Source organism: Mesorhizobium sp. LSJC285A00, assembly GCF_000503155.1.
In the GTDB taxonomy this organism is placed as follows: Bacteria; Pseudomonadota; Alphaproteobacteria; order Rhizobiales; family Rhizobiaceae; genus Mesorhizobium.
Genome location: NZ_AYVK01000040.1, coordinates 32,452 through 54,207, shown reverse-complemented (window position 1 = coordinate 54,207; position 21,756 = coordinate 32,452). Strand labels below are relative to the sequence as shown.

Annotated in this window: 18 protein-coding genes and 2 pseudogenes; 12 read left to right on the top strand and 8 right to left on the bottom strand. The window is 65.1% G+C overall.

From position 1 onward, the window contains the following. Nucleotides 1-526, bottom strand: a pseudogene (locus X726_RS143290) (helix-turn-helix domain-containing protein); the annotation flags it as partial. A 389-nt stretch (nucleotides 527-915) separates the two neighbouring features. Here X726_RS143290 and X726_RS143295 point away from each other — a divergent pair. The 3 genes from X726_RS143295 (at nucleotide 916) to X726_RS143305 (ending at nucleotide 3,080) form a co-directional block, all read left to right on the top strand. Beyond that, nucleotides 916-1,668, top strand: coding sequence for a thioredoxin family protein (locus X726_RS143295; RefSeq protein WP_023672531.1), 753 nt, complete (start codon nucleotides 916-918; stop codon nucleotides 1,666-1,668). Nucleotides 1,669-1,754: 86 nt separating this feature from the next. Next, nucleotides 1,755-2,027 carry a hypothetical protein gene (locus X726_RS143300; RefSeq protein WP_023672530.1) on the top strand — a complete coding sequence of 91 codons (273 nt, stop codon included), beginning with the start codon at nucleotides 1,755-1,757 and terminating at the stop codon, nucleotides 2,025-2,027. Nucleotides 2,028-2,075: 48 nt separating this feature from the next. Then, nucleotides 2,076-3,080, top strand: coding sequence for an NAD(P)-dependent alcohol dehydrogenase (locus X726_RS143305; protein ID WP_023672529.1), 1,005 nt, complete (start codon nucleotides 2,076-2,078; stop codon nucleotides 3,078-3,080). A gap of 18 nt (nucleotides 3,081-3,098) precedes the next feature. On the opposite strand, the gene X726_RS1000000168260 is transcribed toward X726_RS143305, so the two are convergent. From X726_RS1000000168260 to X726_RS143310, 3 genes are all read right to left on the bottom strand, one after another. After that, nucleotides 3,099-4,961 carry an ATP-binding cassette domain-containing protein gene (locus tag X726_RS1000000168260; RefSeq protein WP_081726142.1) on the bottom strand — a complete coding sequence of 621 codons (1,863 nt, stop codon included), beginning with the start codon at nucleotides 4,959-4,961 and terminating at the stop codon, nucleotides 3,099-3,101. 71 nt (nucleotides 4,962-5,032) lie between these two features. Further along, a complete protein-coding gene (locus X726_RS06250; RefSeq protein ID WP_245272161.1) occupies nucleotides 5,033-6,178 on the bottom strand; it encodes a sugar ABC transporter substrate-binding protein in 1,146 nt (381 codons plus the stop codon). 158 nt (nucleotides 6,179-6,336) lie between these two features. Further along, on the bottom strand, nucleotides 6,337-6,993 hold the full coding sequence (locus X726_RS143310) for an SGNH/GDSL hydrolase family protein (RefSeq protein WP_023715137.1): 657 nt from the start codon (nucleotides 6,991-6,993) through the stop codon (nucleotides 6,337-6,339). A 166-nt stretch (nucleotides 6,994-7,159) separates the two neighbouring features. Here X726_RS143310 and X726_RS143315 point away from each other — a divergent pair, with 166 nt between their 5' ends. The 3 genes from X726_RS143315 to X726_RS143325 all read left to right on the top strand — a co-directional run bounded on the left by X726_RS143315 (nucleotide 7,160) and on the right by X726_RS143325 (nucleotide 11,509). Continuing rightward, nucleotides 7,160-8,395 (top strand): ROK family protein, encoded by a 1,236-nt coding sequence (locus tag X726_RS143315; protein ID WP_023672525.1) that lies wholly within the window; start codon nucleotides 7,160-7,162, stop codon nucleotides 8,393-8,395. Nucleotides 8,396-8,639: 244 nt separating this feature from the next. Beyond that, entirely contained in the window at nucleotides 8,640-11,189 is a 2,550-nt protein-coding gene (locus X726_RS143320) for a caspase family protein (RefSeq protein WP_023672524.1), read from the top strand. A gap of 14 nt (nucleotides 11,190-11,203) precedes the next feature. Next, nucleotides 11,204-11,509, top strand: a complete 306-nt coding sequence (locus X726_RS143325) for a hypothetical protein (RefSeq protein WP_023672523.1) — start codon at nucleotides 11,204-11,206, stop codon at nucleotides 11,507-11,509. A gap of 24 nt (nucleotides 11,510-11,533) precedes the next feature. On the opposite strand, the gene X726_RS143330 is transcribed toward X726_RS143325, so the two are convergent. Next, nucleotides 11,534-11,896 carry a hypothetical protein gene (locus X726_RS143330; protein WP_023672522.1) on the bottom strand — a complete coding sequence of 121 codons (363 nt, stop codon included), beginning with the start codon at nucleotides 11,894-11,896 and terminating at the stop codon, nucleotides 11,534-11,536. Nucleotides 11,897-12,030: 134 nt separating this feature from the next. Between X726_RS143330 and X726_RS1000000169715 the strand changes: the two genes are divergently transcribed. Beyond that, on the top strand, nucleotides 12,031-14,127 hold the full coding sequence (locus tag X726_RS1000000169715; protein ID WP_031195131.1) for an alpha/beta fold hydrolase: 2,097 nt from the start codon (nucleotides 12,031-12,033) through the stop codon (nucleotides 14,125-14,127). A gap of 9 nt (nucleotides 14,128-14,136) precedes the next feature. Here the strand turns inward: X726_RS1000000169715 and X726_RS143335 are convergent, their stop codons facing one another. Continuing rightward, nucleotides 14,137-14,754: a TetR/AcrR family transcriptional regulator gene (locus X726_RS143335; RefSeq protein WP_023709407.1), complete on the bottom strand. Its 618-nt coding sequence runs from the start codon at nucleotides 14,752-14,754 to the stop codon at nucleotides 14,137-14,139. A gap of 300 nt (nucleotides 14,755-15,054) precedes the next feature. On the opposite strand from X726_RS143335, the gene X726_RS143340 reads away from it, so the two are divergent. Genes X726_RS143340 through X726_RS143350 form a run of 3 tightly spaced genes read left to right on the top strand, consistent with a single transcriptional unit; the run spans nucleotide 15,055 to nucleotide 18,826 of the window. Next, complete coding sequence (locus tag X726_RS143340; RefSeq protein WP_023672519.1) at nucleotides 15,055-15,549, top strand: (2Fe-2S)-binding protein; 495 nt, start codon at nucleotides 15,055-15,057, stop codon at nucleotides 15,547-15,549. Then, nucleotides 15,546-16,529 (top strand): xanthine dehydrogenase family protein subunit M, encoded by a 984-nt coding sequence (locus X726_RS143345; protein ID WP_023672518.1) that lies wholly within the window; start codon nucleotides 15,546-15,548, stop codon nucleotides 16,527-16,529. Before X726_RS143340 ends, X726_RS143345 begins: the two co-directional genes overlap by 4 nt. Then, nucleotides 16,526-18,826 carry a xanthine dehydrogenase family protein molybdopterin-binding subunit gene (locus X726_RS143350; protein WP_023672517.1) on the top strand — a complete coding sequence of 767 codons (2,301 nt, stop codon included), beginning with the start codon at nucleotides 16,526-16,528 and terminating at the stop codon, nucleotides 18,824-18,826. Before X726_RS143345 ends, X726_RS143350 begins: the two co-directional genes overlap by 4 nt. 184 nt (nucleotides 18,827-19,010) lie before the next feature. Here X726_RS143350 and X726_RS1000000171975 read toward each other — a convergent pair whose 3' ends face one another. Beyond that, nucleotides 19,011-19,583 (bottom strand): zinc-binding dehydrogenase, encoded by a 573-nt coding sequence (locus tag X726_RS1000000171975; protein WP_245272160.1) that lies wholly within the window; start codon nucleotides 19,581-19,583, stop codon nucleotides 19,011-19,013. A gap of 139 nt (nucleotides 19,584-19,722) precedes the next feature. After that, a pseudogene (locus X726_RS1000000171970) lies at nucleotides 19,723-20,043 on the bottom strand (alcohol dehydrogenase catalytic domain-containing protein); the annotation flags it as partial. A 106-nt stretch (nucleotides 20,044-20,149) separates the two neighbouring features. Between X726_RS1000000171970 and X726_RS143355 the strand changes: the two are divergent. Next, nucleotides 20,150-21,097 carry a LysR family transcriptional regulator gene (locus tag X726_RS143355; RefSeq protein ID WP_023672513.1) on the top strand — a complete coding sequence of 316 codons (948 nt, stop codon included), beginning with the start codon at nucleotides 20,150-20,152 and terminating at the stop codon, nucleotides 21,095-21,097. A gap of 95 nt (nucleotides 21,098-21,192) precedes the next feature. Further along, complete coding sequence (locus tag X726_RS0136265) at nucleotides 21,193-21,693, top strand: hypothetical protein (RefSeq protein ID WP_245272159.1); 501 nt, start codon at nucleotides 21,193-21,195, stop codon at nucleotides 21,691-21,693. The last annotated feature ends 63 nt before the right edge of the window (nucleotides 21,694-21,756 follow it).

Sequence of the window (21,756 nt, the reverse complement as noted above, 5' to 3'; positions counted from 1 at the left end):
CGGCATGGCGCGCCCACTCAAGGGCTGCGCGCGCGGCCTTCGTCTTCAGGCGCCGCATGGCGATGCCGGCAACCGCGAGTTCATGCGCGGCGCGTGAGGCCGGCGGAAGCGGCGACGGATCGAGCCCAGCCAGCACGTCTTCAGCCTCGTCGAGGCGGCCGATCAGCAGCAGGCGGCGCACTTTGAGATGCCCGGCATGCGCCGCGTTCAGCCGGTCGCCATGCTTTTCCAATGTCGACCGCGCCGCGTCGAGCGCCTTGGACGGCCAGCCGAGATCACGCGAAACAAGTGCGATCTCGGCTTCGGCGACAACGCACCTGGCGCGCGCCACCGCCTCCTTTGGACCGAAGGCACGGCCGGCCCTACGCAACAGTACTTTGGCGCGATCGAAATCGCCGAGCTGCGCCATGGCAATGCCGCGCAACGCCAGCGCCGGGGCATCCTCGCGCAAGGCGACGCGGTCGAGTGCCGCCAGCGGATTGCCCGCCGCCAGCGCCAGCCCTGCCGCGGTGATCAGCGAGTCCATGCAAATCCCGTCACATTTGTAACTCCCACCGCTCCCCTTATCGGCCCTAACTTAAGTCACCACCGCCAAGCAGCAAGCCGCGGACGGCGACCTAGCCATCTGGACTGGTTGAAGACGCCCAGGCCTGCGTTGACGGCAATATTCGCATTCGCTAGCCTGAGCATCTCAGACAGTCGCGTTAAGCTTCTCAATAAGGAAAAACCGACCATGCCTGCTTCCGAGAACTTCGAGCCCACCGTGCGGCCTCGCCACCCCTGCTGCGGTGGCCCGCCTGCAAATGCCGTCACATTTGTAACTCCGCCCTCGCCGCCTCGCGGCCCTAGCCTGCCTCACGATCAACAGGCAACGACAAGCCACAACGGCTCAACAACTGGCAAAGGAAACAAGCAATGACCAAGCACGTGGCAATGAAGACCCCACCGGTCGTTTCAAGGCAAGAATGGGAAGCCGAGCGCGAAAAGATGCTGGTGAAGGAAAAGGCAACGATGCGCGCCAGGGACGCGCTGTCGGCCGAGCGCCGGCGCATGCCATGGATGGAAGTAGACAAGGCCTATGTGTTTGAAGGTCCCAACGGCAAAGCGAGCCTGCTCGATTTGTTCGAGGGCCGGCGCCAGTTGATCGTCTACCGCGCCTTCTACGAACCCGGCGTCCACGGCTGGCCCGAACATGCCTGCCGCGGCTGTTCGCTCGGCGCCGACCAGGTCGGCCATCTCGCCCATCTCAACGCCCGCAACACCACGCTTGCCTATGCCTCCCGCGCGCCGCAGGCCGACATTGCCAGCTTGAAGCAGCGGATGGGTTGGGAGATGCCCTGGTACACAATCACCGACAGTTTCGACAAGGATTTCGGCGTCGACGAATGGCACGGCCACAACGTGTTCATCCAGGACGGCAAGAAAGTGTATCGCACCTACTTCATCAACAACCGCGGCGACGAGCAGATGGGCACGGTCTGGAGCTACCTCGACGCAACGCCGCTCGGCCGCCAGGAAATCTGGGAGGATTCGCCCGAAGGCTATCCGCAGACCGAGCTCTACAGCTGGTGGAACTGGCACGACAATTACGACGCCGCACCCGACAAGACGTGGGAGGAAGTGTCGGCGGCCAGCGAAGCCGCGTTCCGCAACAAGGACGGCAAGTAAGGACCTGGAGCGGCGCCCATCCAGCTTGGTTTCCTGTCCCTCACGGGACAGGAAACCCGGGCATTGATCATCAAGGGATTACGACCATGAGCGATATCGGCACAGGGACCGACAGTGAGGTCCCTAAACGCTCCGATGCAGTTTCTCTCCGCACCGCCGACTGGCTGTGCCTCGCCGCGGCCCCTGTTTTCGCCGTGATGGCGCTGCTTACCTGCATTCACGCTGGCGACGGCGTCATGTCGTGCCTGGGGGCCGATGCCTCCCCGCTCACCGGCATGCCGCTGATGTATCTCTTGATGAGCGCCGTCCATCTGGCGCCTTGGCTGCGCGTGATTTCCGGCCGGCCGGTCCGGCGATAGGCTGGACCGCCGCCGCCATGCTAACGCTCTTTACGTCGGAGAGAGACTATGAAGCTGGTCAGGCTGAGAGCGCCGGGCGGGTTGGACAAGCTCGACCTGGTCGAGGTGGATCAGCCCCGGCCTGGGCCGGGAGAAATGCTGGTCAGGATTCGCGCCTGCGCGCTGAACATGCGCGACGATTTCGCCGTACAAGGCAAGGTGCCGCTCGCCGAAGGCCGCGTGCCGCTGTCGGATGGCGCCGGCGAGGTGATCGCGATCGGTGACGGCGTCGACACGTTCAAGCCGGGCGACAGCGTCGTCAGTGTTTTCTACCCCTGGTGGCTGGCCGGCGACATGAGATCCGATACAAGCCGCGACATTCCCGGAGACAGTTTCGACGGCTTCGCCAGCGAGTATGTGTGCATGCCGGCGCACGCATTCACCAGGGCGCCGGCGGGCTATACGCATCTCGAGGCGGCAACGCTGACCTGCACGGGCGTCACCGCCTGGCGCGGGCTGGTGACATGCGGCAAGGTAAAGCCCGGCGACACGGTGCTGATCCTTGGCACCGGCAGCGTGTCATTGTTTGCGCTGCAATTTGCCAAGGCCGCCGGCGCAAGGGTCATCGCCACCTCGTCCGATGAAGGGAAGCTGGAGAAGCTCAGACGACTCGGGGCCGACAGCGTCATCAACTACAAGGCGGTGCCGCAGTGGGGCGGCAGGGCCAGGGAACTGACGGACGGACGCGGCGTCGATCATGTGATCGAGGTCGGCGGACCGGCGACGCTGGCGCAGTCGATAGCGGCCTGCCGGACAGGCGGGCATATCGCACTCATCGGCGTCCTGACCGGCTTTGCAGCAGAAGTTTCAATCCCGGCGCTGTTTTCAAACCAGATCCGCATCAGCGGAATTTCCATCGGCAGCAAAGCCGACCAGCAGGACATGATCCGTGCGATAGAGGTCAACCGCCTGAAGCCTGTCATCGACAGCAGCTTTCCACTGCAGGATATCGCCGCCGCCTTCAGGCACTACGAAGCGCAAAGGCATTTCGGCAAGGTCTGCCTCGAGCTTTAGATCCTGCGATCGGCATTCCTACCCAGCGGCCGGCGCCAGCGTCCCGCTTGCCATCAGGCCCCAGAGCTGATCGGCGGTCAGCTGTTTGGCCGAGCCGTCGTAAGCCACCCTGCCGAGGCTGAGCACGACGATCCTGTCGGCCAGCGCCCTGACCGTCGACAGGTCGTGCGTGACCAGGATGACGCCGGTGCCGCTGGCGGCGATCGAACGGATCAGCTTGACGACCTGCGCGGTCTGCTTGACGCCGAGCGCGGCGGTAGGCTCGTCGAGGCAGATCAGCTTGACGTGATCGGCAAGCGCGCGGGCAATGGCGATGGACTGCCGCTGGCCGCCCGACAGCGAGCGCACCAGAACGTTTTCGTCGCGAAGCGTGACGCCCAGCGCGGCAAGCCGGGCACGACACTGCTCGGCGGCCTTTCGGTCGTCGCGAACCGGGAAGACACCGAGCCAACGCCGCGTTTCCTCACGCCCGAGGATCATATTGTGGGCGACGCTGAGGTTCGGGCAGAGCGCCAAATCCTGATAGACGGTCTCCAGGCCGGCGCCGCGTGCATCCTGCGGGCTCCTGAAGGAAATCGGCTGGCCCTCGAGGGTCATCGCGCCGGCATCGGGCTGGATGGCGCCCGAAATAATCTTCACCAGCGTCGACTTGCCGGCGCCATTGTCGCCGAGCAGACAGACGATCTCGCCTTTGCCGACCGTGAAACTCGCCTCTTCCAATGCCGTCAGCGCGCCGTAGGATTTGCGGGCGCCGGCAATCGAGAATGCCGGACCTTGCGGGGCCTCTCCATTGCCCTCCGTCACGGCAGGGCCGGCCGAGGCGACGGCACCATTGTCCGCCACCGTGAAGTTGGTCGCGGCGGCCCGAGCGCGCCGGCCGCGAAAACCGATCGCAGCCTGGTCGGCCACCAACGCCAGCAACAGCATGCTTCCCACCGAAATGGATTGCCACCATGATTGCAGGCCGACGAAGATCAGTCCTGCATTGAGGATGCCGATGGTGGCAACGCCGATGGCGATGCCGAGCGGCCGGCCGGAGCCGCCGGAAAAAGCGACGCCGCCAAGGATCGCGGCGGTGAGCACGTCGAGCTCGAAGCGAACGCCGATGGTCGGCGTGATGCTGCCGAGACGACCGGCGATCAGAACCGAGACCAGGCCGATCAGCAAGCCATTGGCGGCGTAGAGGCCAACCACCGTGCGCCCCACCGGAATGCCGCAGAGTTCGGCTGCGCGCGGGTCGCCGCCTATGGCGTAGAGCCTCAAGCCGGTGACCGTGCTGGTCAAGATAAAGGCTCCGATGACAAAGACAGATGCGGCGATGATCACGGTGTACTGGATGCCGAAGATCTTGCCCCGCCCCAATTCGAGCAGAGCCTCGGGAAAACCATAGACCGCGGTGCTGGAGACGACGAAGGCAAGGCCGCCATAGAGCGCCAGCATCGCCAGCGTGACGATCAACGGCGAGATGCTCAGCCTGCGCACCAGCAGACCGTTGAGCAGACCGAGCAAAAGGCCGAGACCCAGGCCGACGCAGATTGCCAGCGGCGCGCTCTGCGTCGCCACCGCAACCTTGGCAGTGATGATGCCGATCAAGGCGACCATGCTGCCGATGGAGAGGTCGACATAGCCGGCGATCAGCAGCGCGGAGGTGCCGAGCACGGCGATCAGGATCGAGGTCGAGTTGACGCCGATGACGACGAAATTGTCGAGGCTGAAGAACGATTTGTTCAACAGCGAGAAGGCGATGATCAAGCCCAGCGCGACCAGCGCCAGCCCGATGCGGCCAGACGCTTCGCCCGGCGCCTTGACGCCCGGCAGCAAGGATGAAAACCGGCCCGTTTGCAGCGGTGTCGTCCCCGTTCGAAGGCTGTCTGTGCTCATGCTTGCCTCTCACTGAAGCGGGCGGTTTCAGGTCAGGCTGAACCGCCCGTATCGCGCGGGAAAAACAGGCGCTACTTTGCCTCGGATGACCAGGGGAAATTCACATACTGGTCGCGCGTATCGTAGCAAATGTTGCCGTACATCCTGAGATAGATGTCGCGGCGCTTCGGTCCTTGTAGACCGCGGCCGGGTCGGCGACATCGGCCTCGTACTGGGCCATGTAGTCGCTGGTCAGCGCCACGGGCAGGATATCCATCGCCTGCGGGATGCTCTTGCCCTCCAGCCAGTCGGCCGCGTGCTGGCCCATGGCATAAGCGAAGACTGGCGACGCCAGGCTGGATGCTTGCCTTGTAGGGACCGCCGCCTTTCTTGATCGCGGCGACTGCCTCCGGTTCGCCGTCGATGCCGCCAAGGAACTGGTCCGGCCGCGCCTTGCCCGCCGCTTCCAGGGCAGCCAGCGCGCCGAGCACGACCGTGTCGGCGCCGAGCACGACATCGACGTCGGGATGGGCCTGGAGAATGGTGCTCATCGTGGCAAAGCCGCCTTCCTTGTTGACGGGATTGGGTGAGATGTCGGCGACGATGGTGACATCAGGCATGGCCTTGAAGATGTCGCGCATGGCGGCAAAGCGCGGCGCCAGGAATTCCATGCTGTCATGGGACAGGATGACGACATTGGCCTTGCCGCCGAGCTTGTCCTTTATGTAGGCTGCGGCCGCTTCGGCCAGCACCTTGCCGGTCTCGTATTGCGGCGCATTGAGCAGCGACGTGGCTGGCGGCGGCACGATGGTGCCGACATAGGCGCCCGACCAGATAAGCTCCTGCAGGCTGCGGCTCATGGAGGCCGGGTCCACAGGCGCCGCCACCAGACCGCCGATCTTGGAGGCGAGAAACAATTGCACCTGCTCGACCCCCTTGGCGGCGTCATTGTTGGCAAGCGCGCGGCGATATCCCAGCCCGCGATCCTTGGCGGCGGCGGCCAGGCCGCGGTCGACGCCCTGCATGAATTCACGCTCGTTATCCTGCGCGAAGGCCAGCACCTTGTTCAGGCCGGGCGGTGGGCTGCAGGCCGGCGCCTTCGGATCGAACGGCGCAAATACCGCCGGCTTGGTGAGCCCGGCCGGGCCGTCCTGCGCGCCTGCCAGAATGGTACCGCCCGCGAGCACACCGGCAACGCCGAGCAGCGTCGCCAGCATCATGTTCCTGTCAGATCGCATTTCACTTCCTCCCTGTCGTTGATTGTTGCCGCGCATCGCAAGCCTCGCGGTCGCTACTCTTCCCAGTCTCCCCAGATACCCACCTTCCCGCTCGCAAGTCAAAACTTTTTCCAGTGGAATTAATTAATCAGAGATAGTCGGGTGACTCGCCCACGCGATCACGCCTTGCCGATCAGCGACTGGACGACTTTGGCCAATTCCGTGCCGAGCACGCGATGCGCGTCGCTGTCGAGGTGAATGCCGTCTACCGCGCTCGACTCGACGACATCGCCGGCGTTGAAGAACGCGGCGCCGGCGCGCCGGGCGGCATCACGGAACAAGCCGGCAAAGTGCATCGACTTTGAAGCGCCGCCCAGGAACATCTGGCCGAACCAGTCGACCTCCAGCATCGGCGGCGGCGCAACAATCAGGACCGCGGGCGCCACGCCTGCGGGGCCAGCTTCGCTGCGCAGCACAATTCTGGCCAAGATCTCAATAGAATCAGCGACATCATTCGGCGTTACCGAGAACCTATGCTTGAGATCGTTGGTGCCGAGCATAAGGATGACGAGGTCGAGCGGCATATGCGTTTCCAGGCACACCGGGAGCGATTTGAGCCCGTTCTTGTGGAGACCTTCGATCGGATCGTCGTGCACGGTGGTGCGCCCGCCCTGCCCTTCTTCGATCACATCCCATCCGCTGCCGAGCTGGCGGCGCATGATGCCCGGCCAGCGCCGGTCGGGCGTGAAGCGGTGCCGTCCGACCCGGGCCAGGGTGGGAATGGCGCCATAGGTATTGGAATCGCCAAAGCACATGATGGTCCGGGTCTGCGTCACGGCATTGCTCCTCCAGGCCTGCATACTTTGAACGACAGCGGGCCGGCCGGCGTCAACTACATTTTTCCATCGGGTGGATTTAAATGTTGCCTTGCCAGGCCCGCATTGCTACGTCAGCGCTTTGATCGGCTCGCCTTGCGGCCAACCTCCTTGCGCAGGGGAAAGCGTGACCGGCACCAGCTTCTTCAGTCTCGAAAAGATCGCCGAGGGCCGCAGCGGCGGAACCACGCAGGCCGAGAGCCGCGTCTACAACGAACGCCTGATCGTCTCGCTGATCCGCCGGCACGGCCAGCTGGCAAAGACCGATTTGACGCGGCTGACCGGGCTGGCCGCGCAAACCATCACCACCATCGTCAACCGCGCCGCCGACAACAAGCTGCTGCTGCGCCTGGAGCCTTTGCGCGGACGGCTGGGGCAACCCTCGGTTCCCTATGCGTTGAACCCGAAAGCCGCGTACGCCTTCGGCCTCAAGGTCGACCATCGCAGCGCCGATGTCGCCCTGGTCAATTTCGTCGGCGACGTGATGGCGTTCGAACGCACACTGTTCGACTATCCGACGCCCGTCGAGGTGATGAAATTCGCCAAGGGCGCCATCGCGCGCATGTGCCGCAAGCACAGATCGATAGAGCAAGACCGCATCGCGGGTCTTGGCATCGCCTCGCCATTCCATCAGTGGAACCTGAGCGAAGAGGGCGCGGTGCCGGCGAGCAGGCTGGATGCCTGGAGGGAAATCGACATTCGCGCCGAACTGGACCGGGCGTTCGACTGGCCGGTGTTCCTCTACAACGACGCCACGGTGTCGGCCGCGGCCGAACTGATGTTTGGCGCCGGCGGATCGCGCGCCGACTTTCTCTATGCCTATGTCGGGCACTTCATCGGCGGCGGCCTGGTGCTCGATCATCACTTGTTCCCCGGCCGCAACAAGCTGGCCGGGGCGCTGGGCGACATGCCGGTGCCCGCGCCGGGGCGCAAGGGCGACCGGATGACCCCGTTGCTGCGCGTCGCTTCGCTGCATTCGCTGGCCGGCAAGCTCAACGACCAGGACAATGGGGACGAGGGCGCCGGCCGCATCTGGTCGTCGCCCGACGACTGGGGCGACCTTGGAGAGCCGCTCACCGCGTGGATCGATGAGGTTTCGGACGGGCTTGCCTATGCCACCCGCAGTGCCGTTGCCTTGCTCGACATCGACAATGTGGTGATCGATGGCGCCATACCGAATGGCGTGCGCAAGGAGATCGCCAAGGCCATGCGCAGAAAGCTGGCACGGATCCTTGTCGATCGCCCCGAGCCGTTCTCCGTCATCGAGGGGACGTTTGGCCATCTCGGCCCCGTCATCGGCGGCGCCAGCATTCCGCTGCTGGTGAAATATTCGAACGACAAGGAATTGCTCTTCAAGGAATAGGCGCGCAGCCGCCGGCACCAGGCATTCCCCCAAAACAGCGAACTGTGAGACTTGTCACATACCTGCTCGTGAAGCGCGTGCTACTTGCACTCTGCGGTCGGTCGACGCCGAAAGAAATCGCCTGCCATGGTCTGGCGGTGACGGGCCTTTCACTTTATGCTGTGGCAGGTTGCATACTCTCAACGGACCTTGATGCCGCAAGCGGTGTTCTCGTCGGCGTCAGGCGGCGACCAGGAGTTTTGTCATGCTCCGACTTTGCGGATTCATCGCGGCCTTCATCCTTGCCGGCCTCACAAGCTTCGAGGCCTGCGCCGATCGAAGGGTCGCGCTTGTCATCGGCAATTCCGAATACCGCAACATTCCGGCGCTGAAGAACCCGGCCAAGGATGCCCAGGACGTATCGGCCGCGTTCCGGCTGGCGGGCTTCGAGGTTTTCGTCGCCGAGAATCTCACCAAGCAGCAGTTCGAAGGCCAGTTCCGGGACTATCTGGCCGCCGCCGACGGCGCCGATCTCGCCGTCGTCTACTATTCCGGGCACGGCTTTCAGATCGGTGGCGAGAATTTCCTGATACCGGTCGACGCCTCGTTGAAGAAGGCGGCCGATATCGAGGTCCAGGCCATCAAGCTCAACGACGTGCTGGAGCAGTTGCGCTCGAAGTCGAAGATCCAGGTGATCATCCTCGATGCCTGCCGCAACAACCCCTTCCCGCGCAACAATTACTGGCTGCGCGACCAGCTTGTCACCGCCGGCAATACCGGGCTGGCGCAGGTGCGAAGCTCGCTCAACACGCTGATTGCCTTCGCCACCGAACCAGGTGCGGTCGCCTATGACGGCAGCGGCGACCTGAGCCCGTTTTCATCGGCGTTTTCGCGGCGCGCGCTGGCGCCGAACCAGGAGATCCGCGCGGTCATGTCGGCGGTGCGCCGCGATGTCGTGCAAGCCACCAACGGCATGCAGGTGCCCTGGGAAAATTCCTCGCTGATCGACGACGTGGTGCTGGTGCGCCGCAACAATCGGCCTTCGCTGCCGCCAGTGCTGGAGAAGGTAGTGCTGTCGGGGGTCGGTCCTGTCACTCTCGGCCTGCCGGAGCCGGTCGATGTCGATGGCGGCGCTATTACCGTCAGCATCGAAAGGCCGCCCGCAATGGGCCGCCTGATGCTGGACGGCAAAGACGTCGCGGTGGGCGAACCGATCGCCGGCAAGGACCTGCCACGCCTGCAGATGGATATCCCCAAAGGGGCCGCCACGCAGGACGAGGTGGATATGCTGGCCTATGCCACGCATGACAATTGGGGCGGCGGAAGCCAGGGCATATTGGTGTTCCGCGTCAAGAGCGGCGAAGGTGCAGCGGGCCAGCAGATCATGGCTTCGCTTGAGGCCGAGCAGAAGCAGCAGGTGCTGGAGCGCGGCATCCACATCACCGGTGCCGCCGAAGCAATCGAGAACCGCAAGCTTGATATTCCCGTCGGCGTCGGCCCGGTCGCGCTCAATCTGGATTTCCCCACCGACGATCCGGCGGTCAGCCTGAAGGTCTCGGGGTATCCGGCAACGGGAACGCTGTCATTGCCTGATCGAACCTTGTCGCCGCAATCCAGCCTTCTGGCCGGTGAAGTCGACCATCTCCGTTACGAGCCGCAGATCGGCGCCGGCGCGCCGGTCGAGGTCGGCTTCGAAATCCGGGCCGACAGCAGCTCGGCTAAGCCCGCGACAATGAAGCTGTCGCCGACGGTCGATGCCTGCGATACCGCCGCCGGCGAGCCTCTCGACCTGCAAGGGGTGGTGCCCGGTCTGCTGCCGAACGAGATCGGCGCCGGTGCGGTGGCAGCCTGCGAGGCGGCCGTGAAAACCTATCCAGACGTCGCCCGCTTCCACTACGAGCTCGGCCGCGCCCTGCTTGCGGCAGGCCAGGTTAGAGAGGCCAGGACAGCCATCGAGGACGCCGCCAAGAAAGGCCATGTGCGCGCCGTCTTCGAACTCGGCTATCTCAACGCAACCGGAACCGGAACGACCATAGACCGCACCCAGGCCAACGCTCTCTACAAGGCTGCCGCAGACAAGGGCGATCCTTACGGCATGACCTCGTGGGGACGCGCGCTGTTCAATGGCTATGGCGTCAACCGCGATACGGCCAAGGGCCTCGACCTGCTGCTCAAGGCGGCGGCCATGGGGCACACTTATGCCATGAACGATCTTGCCGCCATCTTCACCGAGGGCCGCAACGGCGTGCCTGCCGATCCGGCCCGCGCCGTCGCCTTCCTGCAAGCGGGGGTGCAGCGCCAGGACATGTATTCGATGAACCTGCTCGGCCGCAATTACCTCGCCGGCCAGGGCATCGACAAGGATCCGAAGACGGCGCAGGCGCTGTTCCAGCAGGCCACCGATCTTGGCCAGCCCTACGCTCCGGGCAGCCTCGCCCGCATGTACAGGGATGGCGCCGGTGTGCGTCAGGACCCGGCGGAAGCGCAAAGGCTGTTCGAACTGGCGACCACGCGCGGCGATCCGTCGAGCGCCTATGATCGCGCGGCGCTTGAAATGGCGAAAGGCGACAAGGCCGATCAGGCTGTCGCGGTGCGCTTCCTGGCATTCGCCGTCGCGCTCGATCTGCGCAAGGAGCTGCCGGACGCCAAAAAGGGCCTGGCGCAGTTCGGCACCAAGCCGAAAACGGCAGCTTTGGACGCCCTGCGTCAGGAGCTCAAGTCGAAGATCCCCCCATCCGGTTCGCTGGACACGCAACTGGTCAATGCGGCCCGGGGGGTTTGGGAAGAAGCCAATCCTCGTCGGGATTTGTTCTGAACAATAAGGAGGCCATGGTGGGCAAGGCATTCAAGCAGACATTCGGGCAGGCATTCATCGGGATAATTCTATCCGGCGTTCTGGCCGGGCTCGTGGGCTGCACCTCGGTGTCGCCGATGTTTGAGCCGGCACCGCCGGTGAAACATCGCAAGGTGGTTCGCGCAGCACCCCAGCCAAAGGTGGTCAGATACAAGAAGGCGGCCACCGGCAAAGTGGTCAAGCCGGCCGAGGAGATCCCGCAAAAGCCGCCCGTGATTCCTTCTCTCGGCGGCAGCGGAGGCGGCGGTGGGGCTGGCGGCGGCGGCGGCGGTTGGGGATGAGATCGTCGACCAAGGGCGCTGCACTCAGCGGCCCCAAAGGGTCTTGCTAAATTCCGCATGAGCCTTGGACAACGTCAAGCCGAAATCGTCCATCCCTGTCGCGGCATCGGTTGGCCAGCGGACAATTCGGCGCAGCGCTGCACGGAAAAGGCAGCGGACGAACGCTGCCAGTGCAGAGGCCACGACCGCCGCCGGATCGAGTCTGCGAGCCGCCAATGCCCGATGGGCCTGTTGTGTTTCGAGATAGCGGGCCAGCGCAATATCGTGACGCGATGGTGCGCCAAGCTCCTGCCGGTCGCGCCCGGGGTCGTCATGCCAGATGGGCCACTCGGTCGGGCCAGGGTGATGCACGGTATCCTCCTGCGAAAAGAGATCCAGTGCGAACAATCTCCTCAAGCGCCGTGAGCAACGCGTGGGAACCTGCGTGATGGAATCGTGAAAAGCGCCTCGGCGGCGGAATAAGTGTTGAAATGGACCGAGCTTGAGCGGATCGTCGTCGCGCTGTGACCGTGGCGGATCCGATGACCGGACCTTATCTTCACCTGCTGGGTGGTTTCGACTTTGCTGGCGTCGGGGCCACGGTTCCAGCCATCAGCCGCAAGGCGCGTGCGATGGTCGCCTATCTCGCGCTGCAGTCGGGGCATTCGCAGTCGCGCGAGAAGCTGGCGACCCTGCTCTGGGGCATCAACAGCGAGGCGCAGGCGCGAATGAGCCTGCGGCAAGCGGTATCGTCTGTCAGGAAGGCCATGCAGACGTGCGGCGGCGGCCGCTTCCTCACCGATGGCAACAGCGTCGCTCTGCATCTCGACGGCCTTGATTTCGACGTCGCGCGGTTCGAGGCGCTGGTCGCCAGCCCGGCACCCGAAGACCTCGAACTGGCGCTCAATGTCTACCGCGGCGACCTGCTCGACGGCTTCGGCCTGAAGGAGGAGCCATTCGAGGACTGGCTGAGGATCGAACGCGAGCGGCTGCGGGCACTGGCCGTCGCGGCGCTCGACAGGCTCGTCGCGCATTATGCCGCGACGAACGATCCTGCCGCATGCGTGCGCGCGGCGGCGCGCCTGCTGGCCATGGACCCGTTGAGGGAGGATGTCCACCGTGCCCTGATGCGCGCCTATGCGGCGCAAGGCAGGACCAATCTCGCGCTGAAGCAATATGAGCACTGCCGCACCGCGCTTCTACGCGATCTCAAGCTGCAGCCGGAGCCGGAGACGCGGCAATTGTTCGAGACGCTGCGCACACGCCGCACAATGGCGCCGGCACGGCCACCCACGACTGATGCGGATGACGCTACCGGCTTCAGCCACGAACTCGCAGCCCCCCCGACCCACTATGTCAAATCGGCCGGGATCAACATCGCGTATCAGGTGACCGGCGACGGTCCGGTCGACCTGATCCATGTGCCGGGATGGGTCTCCAACCTCGACCACGCCTGGGGCTCGCCGCGGCTTTCGCATGTGCACCGGCGGCTCGGCACTTTCTCGCGCCTAATCCGCATGGACAAGCGCGGCACCGGGCTCTCGGACCGCAATGTCGGTCTGCCGACCCTGGAAGAGCGGATGGAAGATGTGCGGGCAGTGCTGGATGCGGTTGGCTCGAAGCGCACGGTGCTTTTCGGCAGCTCCGAGGGCGGCCCGATGTGCATGCTGTTCGCGGCGACCTATCCCGAGCGCACAGCGGCACTCGTGCTCAATGGGGCCTACGCCCGCGGCAGGTGGTCACAAGACTATCCGTGGGCGAAGACAAGCGAGCAGGTGGAAGAGGATCTGGCGATCGTCGAGAAAGAATGGGGAGCGGCGGCGGATATGAGCAACGCGGCGCCCAGTCTGATGAGCGACACGTTCGAGACAGAATGGTTCGCCGCCTATCTCAGGAATTCTGCCTCGCCCGCCGACGCGATCGCCCTGTGGCGCTGGGGAGCCGAAATCGATGTTCGCGACATTCTGCCTGCTGTCCATGTTCCGACACTGATCATGCAGACGACTGGCGACGGCTGGGTGAAGCGGGAAGAAGGACGTTACCTGGCGACGCACATCGAGGGCGCCCGATACATTGAGTTCGCCGGCCGCGACCACGTCATCTGGGGCGAGAATTCCGATCGGATCGTCGACGAGATCCAGGCTTTCGTCACCGGCGCCTTGCCGGCGGCCCCAGGCGAACGGCTGCTTGTGTCGGTGCTGTCCCTCGATATGACGGGCTCGCCTTTCGGCATCGACCCGGCCGAGCGGCACGCCGAAGCGCTCCGTGGCGAACTCCTCGCGGCCGAAGGCAGAGAGATCAGCCGATCGGACGGCAAGGTGCTCGCGGTGTTCCAGCGGCCAACGCGGTCGATCCAGTGCGCGATCGCCATCCGCGATCGCTTGCGGCAATCCGGTGTCGAGGTCCGCTCGGCGGTGCATATCGGCGAGTGCGAGCAGCGGGGCCATCAATTTTCAGGCGCGGCGATCGAACTGTCATCGCGTCTGCTTGACCATGCGCGGCCGGGCGAAATCATCGCATCAAGGACGGTGCGCGATCTCGTGGTCGGCTCCGGCCTGCGGTTCGAGGAGCGTGGCGAAATGGCGGCAAGCGGGCTGCCCGGCGCGTTTCGGTTCTATGCGGTCGATGGTTCGGCTTGAGCCGCTAGGTCACCTCTTCCCTGCCCCGAACCGCAGCCCGTCCATCAGCAGCTTGACCAGCCGGCGCGAGCGGTCGCGCCAGTCCTTGGTGTCGGGGGCCGAGTAGATGCCGCCGAGTGCGTGCAGCACATCGGAGGCGTCGACGTCGCTGCGGATCGAGCCTTCGGCCACCGCCGCCTCGACCAGTTGCCGCAAGGCCAGCGACACCCGGCCCGACATGTCGGAGAACACGGCGGAATTGGTGTTGAACAGGATGCGCAGGCTGGCCGCCAGGCCGCGCTTGGTGGCGATGTAGTCGACGAAGCGCTGCATCCACTGTTCCAGCGCCATGTCGGCCGAATGGTGGCTGGCGAGGTCATCGGCCGCCGCACAGAGCGCCTCGACTTCACGCCGGTAGACCACTTCGACCAGATGCTCGCGGGTTGGGAAATGCCGGTAGAGCGTGCCGATGCCGACGCCGGCCTGGCGCGCGATCTCCTCCAGCGAGGCATCGACACCGTGCTCGGCAAAGGCCGCTGCCGCAACCTCGACCAGCCGGTCGCGGTTGCGCTGCGCATCGGCGCGCAGCGGCCTTGGCGCTGCGGCTTCGCGCTTCTCGTCGGCAATTGCTTGCGACTGCTCGGTCAATTTTTTCTCCACTGTCGATATATGGGGGCTTGAACCCAAAGGGGTAAGTCCCCAACTAGATAAACGGAGGCGCCTCCGTTTTAGTGGAGCAGTCTTATCATATAATCAGGGGAGCCGGTATGTCACGTGTTGAGATTGTGAAGACTGAAGCATCCCTGCCCGCTGGAGAGTTGGGGCGGCAGAGCTGCCAATCTCCCCACTCGTGGGGGAGATTAGGCGCACCGTCGCCTCTTCCCTTGTCCTCTCCCACTCGAGCCCATTTCAATCCCCTAGCGTCAAGCAACTGGAGCCAGACGCCTCATGACCGACCAAACCAAATCCACCACTATCCCAATCCGTCTCACCATCAACGGACACAGTCACGAACTGCAGGTCGAGCCGCGCGTCACGCTGCTTGACGCCTTGCGTGATCGCCTCGACCTGACCGGCACCAAGAAGGGTTGCGACCAGGGCCAGTGCGGCGCCTGCACGGTGCATGTCGAGGGACAGCGCGTGCTGTCCTGCCTGACGCTTGCAGCACAGGTCGAAGGCCGCGAGATCACCACCATCGAAGGATTGGCCGGCGATGACGGCACGCTCAACGCGGTTCAGGCTGCTTTCCTCGACCAGGATGCTTTCCAGTGCGGCTACTGCACGCCGGGACAGATCATGTCGGCGGTCGCCTGCATCCGCGAGGGCCATGCCGGCTCGGATGACGAGATCCGCGAATACATGGCCGGCAATCTGTGCCGCTGCGGCGCCTATCCGCACATCGTTGCCGCCGTGCGCCAGGCGGCACTGGAGGTCGCGTCATGAGGGATTTTTCCTACGTTCGCGCCGATAGCATCGATGCGGCACGACAGGCAGCCGCCCTGCCTGGGGCCATGCTGCTTGCCGGTGGCACGACGCTGGTCGATCTCGCCAAATGCGGCGTGGCCGAACCCGACAGCCTGGTCGACATCACCCATCTCAAAGGGCTCGACGCCATCAAGGTCGACGCTGACAGTGCCATGATCGGCGCGCTGGCCAAGATGAGCCACGTCGCCGACCATGCCGAGATCAAGACCCGCTTTCCCGCGGTCTCCGAAGCGCTGTGGCAAGCGGCTTCCGCGCAACTGCGCAACATGGCGACCATCGGCGGCAATCTGATGCAGCGCACGCGCTGCCCCTATTTCCGCGATCCCGCGAATTTTTCCGCCTGCAACAAGCGCTCGCCCGGCACCGGCTGCTCGGCGATCGGCGGCGTCACCCGCGGCCATGCCGTGCTCGGCACCAGCGACGCCTGCATCGCCATGTATCCCGGTGACCTCGCCACCGCGCTGGTCGCCTTCGATGCCGTGGTTCATCTTGGCGAACGCCAGGTTGCCGTCGACGACTTCTTTCTCCTGCCCGGCGCCACGCCCGACAGGGAACATGCCATCCAACCGGGCGAGATGATCACCGCCATCAGCATACCGGCTTCCGGCACGGCCCGGCGTTCGACCTATCTCAAGATCCGCGACCGGCAGTCGTATGAGTTCGCGGCTGCAAGTGCCGCAGTCGGCATCGACTTCGAAGCCGATGGCCGCACCATTCGCGACCTGCGCGTCGCGCTGGGCGGCGTCGCGACGAAGCCGTGGCGGGCGCACGCCGTGGAAGCGGCGTTGAAGGGCAAGGTGCTCAGCGAAGACAGGGTGCGGGCAGCCAGCTTGCTCGCCGTGGAAGGGGCCATCGGCCACGGCGCCAACCACTACAAGATCGAACTGGCGCCGCGCGTCGTCGCCCGCGCCATCCTCAAGACGGGAGCCATGGCATGACCATTCACGACCCCAGGACACGGCACGGCGACGCTTCGGACGGCACTGCCGATCAGGTTGGCGGGCGGCTGTCGCGCGTCGACGGCCCGGCCAAGATTACCGGTGCGGCAAAATATGCCGTCGAGCAGCAGCTCGACGGGCTAACCTACGGCGTCCTGGTCGAAAGCACGATCGCATCAGGCAAGGTGCGCTCGATCGACACGTCAGCCGCCGAGGCGGCACCTGGTGTGCTCAAGGTGCTGACGCCGGACACCATCATGCCGCTGAAGACTGCATCGGACTGGTTCGGCACACCGCCGCCGGACAAGCCCTACTGCCCGCTGGCGCGCGATATCACCTTTTCGGGCCAGCATGTCGCCGCGGTCATCGCGGAGACCTTCGAGCAGGCCGTTGCGGCCGCAGCCCTGGTCAAGGTCAGCTATGACGAGACGCCGGCCATCGTCGACCTCAGCGACGCCAAGGCGGGCGACGGCATTCCGATCGCCGCCATGACCAAGGAATGGGGCGATGCGCAGGCCGCTTTCGCCGCTGCCCCGGTGCGCGTCTGCGGCGCCTATAACACGCCGCGCGAATACCAGGCGCCGATGGAGCCGCATGGCCTCATCGCCCGCTGGGAGGGCGACAAGCTCACCGTGTGGGAACCGAGCCAGTGGCTCGACGGCATGGCCCGCACCTATGCCGAATGGTTCGGCGTGCCGTTCGAGAATGTGCGGCTGGTCTCGCCCTATATTGGCGGCGGCTTCGGCTCCAAGGCGCTGGCGCTCGGCCATGGCGCGGTGGCTGCTGCCGCAGCCAAGATGCTGGGACGTCCGGTGCGGGTCGTGATGACGCGGCCGCAGACTTTTACCGGCTATGGCGGCCGCGCCGCGACCCGCCAGACGGTGACGATCGGCGCCGACCGTGACGGAAAGATCCAGTCGATCGTGCATCGCGGCGTCAACGAAACATCCATAGACGGAATGTGGGTCGAGCCGTTGGGCGTCGTCACCTCGATCATGTATGCGACGCCCAACTTCTCCTCGAAGCAGAATGTCGTGCGGGTGAATTCGGTGGTGCCCGGCGCCATGCGCGCGCCGGGCGAAAACCCTAGCGCCTTCGGCATCGAAAGCGCCATTGACGAGCTCGCCTACGAGGTCGGCATCGATCCGCTGGAGATCCGGCTGAGGAATTACGCCGAGCAGGATCCGCACGCAAAAAAGGCTTGGTCGACGCGGCAGTTGCGCGAGGCTTTCGCGGCTGGCGCCGAACGCTTCGGCTGGGCCCAGCGCACGTCCAAACCGCGTTCGATGCGCGACGGCAACCAGCTGATCGGCTGGGGCGTCGCCGCCGGCACCTATCCGGTGCGGCGCGCTTATGGCGAGGCCATCGTGCGTATCCTTGCCAACGGCTCGGTCGAGGTCGAAAGCTCCTCGATCGACATGGGCCAAGGCACGTACACGATCCTGGCGCAGACGGCGGCCGAAACGGTCGGCGTGGCGGCCGACCATGTCGTCGTGAAGCTCGGCGATTCCCGGTATCCCCGCGCCGGCGTGGCCGGCGGGTCGCGGCTGGCCGGCGTGATGACGGGCGCGGTCTACAAGGCGGCGACATCGGCGCTCGATCAGCTTGTCGGACTGGCGATCAGCGATCCGCGCTCGCCCTTCCACGCGCTCCAGGCCAACACGCTGGTCGTCGCCAATGGCCGCATCAGGTCGCCGCGCGGCGATGGTCCCGATGTCTCGATCGCCGACCTGCTGGCCAGCGTCGGCCGCGACCGCATCGAGGCCACCGGCGACACCATGCCGGCGAACTCGACCGCCGAGGATCGCTACAAGAACTACACCACCATCGCGGCGGCGCTGCCGCACACCGAGGGCGATTACTCGCGCCACTCCTGGTGCGCGCATTTCATCGAGGTGCGCGTCGACGAGGATTTCGGCACGGTGCGCGTGTCGCGCGTGGTATCGGCGCTGGATTCGGGCCGGCTCTACAACCCCAAGCTGGCCGAAAGCCAGTGGAAGGGCGGCATCATCATGGGCATCGGCCAGGCGCTGCTGGAAGAAGGCATTGTCGACCGCAGGCATGGCCGCATCGTCAACAACAATCTCGGCGACTATCTGGTGCCGACCAATGCCGACATCCCCGATATCGAGGTCATCTCGGTCGGCATTCCCGACCTGCACTCTTCGGTGCTCGGCGGCAAGGGTGTCGGCGAACTGGCCATCGTCGGCGTAGCGCCAGCGATCGCCAGTGCGGTGTTCCATGCGACGGGAAAAAGAGTGCGGGATTTGCCGATCACGCTGGAGAAGTTGATCTAGGAAGCGGCGTGCGTAATCTCCCCCCTTGAGGGGGAGATGTCGCCGAAGGCGACAGAGGGGGTCGCCTCTCGTAGAGCGCCAACCTCCTTCCGCCGCAGTAGGTCGAGCCCGGTCGGACCGACCCCCTCTGCCCTGCCGGGCATCTCCCCCTCAAGGGGGGAGATTGGCAGCTCGCGCGCCTCGGTTACCAGTCGAGCTTGAACGCAAGCTTGCCGAAATGCTGCCCGCCTGCCGCCATGTGCGCGTAGGCTTCGGCCGCCTGCTCCTGGCTGAACACCTTGTCGACGACCGGGTCGATGCGGGCGGCGGCGATGGCGCGGACGGCGGCGCGAAGGTCAGATACCGACCCGGTGTTGTTGCCGATCACCTTCAGTGCCTTGATGATGATCGGCAGCAGGTCGACCGTGGCCTCGGCGCCGGTGACGAAACCGATGGTGAACAGCGTGCCGCCAGGCGCGGTGGCGTTGACGGCGCGGGCGAAGGTGGCGGTGCCGGCGGTCTCGACGACGAGGTCGGCGCCGAGGCCGCCGGTCAGTTCCAGCACCTTGCCGTCCCAGTCGGGCGTTGCGCGGTAGTTGATGAGATGATCGGCGCCGAGTGCCTTCGCCCGCTCCAGCTTCTCGTCCGACNCGCTCCAGCTTCTCGTCCGACGAAGAAGTGATGATGACGGTTGCGCCGGCGGCTTTCGCCAGCTGAAGGGTGAAGATGGAGACGCCGCCGGTGCCGAGCAGCACGACGACCGAGCCCGGCCCGACATCGGCGGCGCGGACGGCGTTCCAGGCGGTGGTCGCGGCGATCGGCAGGGTCGACGCCGCCTCGAAGGAGAGACGAGCCGGTACCGGCACGAGCGAGTTGGCCGGCAGCGCGACATATTCGGCGAGCGACCCCGGCAGCGAAATTCCGCGCATCTGCGTCATCTCGTTAGGCCGGGGCGGACCGCCGATCCAGCGCGGCTTGGCATGGGCAACGACGCGATCGCCGACGGCGAAATCCGTAACGCCCTCCCCCAGCGCGACGATCTCGCCGGCGCCGTCGGCGACGGGAATGAGCGGAAAGCCGGGCACGCGATAATTGCCGCTGGCCACCGCCACATCGACGAAATTCAGGCTCGCGGCGCGCTGGCGGATCAGCACTTCGCCGCGCTGCGGTTCAGGCGTGGCAATGGTGGTGGCGCGAAAGGCGTCCAGCTTGGCGGCGGTCAGTTCGATGGCTTTCATGGCTCACGCATTCCTGTTTAAGGGGTCAATCGTCAGGATTGAGTGAAGCTATCTGCTGCGCTACAAGCAGATAATCTGGAATTTTTACATTTGAATCCTGTGCTTTATGCAGCAATCACACGACCCCGCCAGCCTTGCCGAAATGGCCGCCTTTGCGGCCATCACGGAAGCGCGCTCCTTCACCAAGGCAGCGTTGCGCGTCGGGCGCGACTCGACGGTTCTGTCACGCCGCCTGCAATCGCTGGAGGAGCGGCTCGGCGTGCGGCTGCTGCACCGGACCACCCGAAGCGTCTCGTTGACGGAGGCCGGAGCGGAGTTCCTGGTACGCGTCCGCGCCATCCTGGCCTCGGTAGACGAAGCCGAGGCAGCTGCTTCCGCGCATGCCAGCGGGGCGGCGCGGGGCTTGCTGCGGCTGGCGCTGCCGGGAACCTTTGGCCGTATGTGGATCGGGCCGCTGTTGCCGCAATTTCTAGCGACGTTCCCGGATGTCCGCATCGAGGCCGAGTTCTCCAACCGGTTCGTCGATCTCGTTGCAGAGAACTTCGATGTCGCCGTCCGTCTCGGCGCGCTGGAGGACTCGCGCCTGGTGGCGCGCAAGATCGCGACACGGCGGCGGTTGCTGTGCGCTGCTCCCTCCTACCTCGCCCGCCGGGGCACGCCGGAAGCGCCGGAAGCGCTCACAGAACACGCCTGCCTCGGCTTCTCCGGCTTCCAGACCTTTCCAACCTGGGAGATGACCGACAGTTCGGGACGCCGCGTCAACGTCGACGTCTCGGGGCCGATGGTGTGCGACGATGCAGAGGTGCTGGTCGAAGCCGCGGTGCAGGGCCTCGGCCTGATGATGAGCACCGACTGGCTGGTCGGACGCGAACTCGCCGACGGACGGCTGGTGCCGGTGCTGGCGGACTGGACGCTGGCCGACGAAGGCGCGGCCTATGTCGTCATGCCCTCGGCCAAGGGACAAGCCGCCAAGACACGCGCCTTCGCCGAGTGGATCGGCAAGCGCTTCGCGCCGGAGCCGCCCTGGACGTCAAGGCCGGTCTCAAAGGCTTGATCAATGGGGCGCGCCGGGGGCTAAGACGGCATATGCCGCTATCACCAGGCCTTTTGTCCTGTATGATCTCGTTGAAGGAAGCTTGGGAGGTGATCATGCAAAGTGCATTGGCGAAGTTCATGATGGCAGGTTCCGTTCTGGCCGCGCTGCAAGCCGCGCAGCCGGCTTTTGCCGCGTCCTGCAACTGGAGCGCCAAGATGGAAGAAGACGAAGGCGGCAGCGTGCTGACGGCTTCGGTGTGCGGCGGACCGAAGGCCGATGCGCATCTGATGCTCGTCTGTTTCGACAAGCCGGTGCTGAGCTACGATCTGGGTGGGGCCGGCCAGCAGCTGGAGCCCGGCATCAGCGCTTCCTTCACCTTCAAGGGCGGTGACAAGAGCGTGACCAAAAAGCTCGACCTCGAGGCCATGTATAATTACTTCACGGCTGAGCTGAGCAAAGACGATCCACTGCTCGGCCTGTTGCGCGGCAAGGGCGACGTCACGGTTACGGCCGACAAATATGGCGAGAACAGCTTTCCGCTGACGGGCTCGAGCGCTGCGATCGGTAAGGTGCTGGCGCAGTGCGGCAAAGGTTCGGCCGGCGAAGCGGACTGAAGCTCCCTACTTTCGACCACGCAGCTTGGTCCCGCGCCTCCGTCAGGGCAAAGCCAAGCAGGT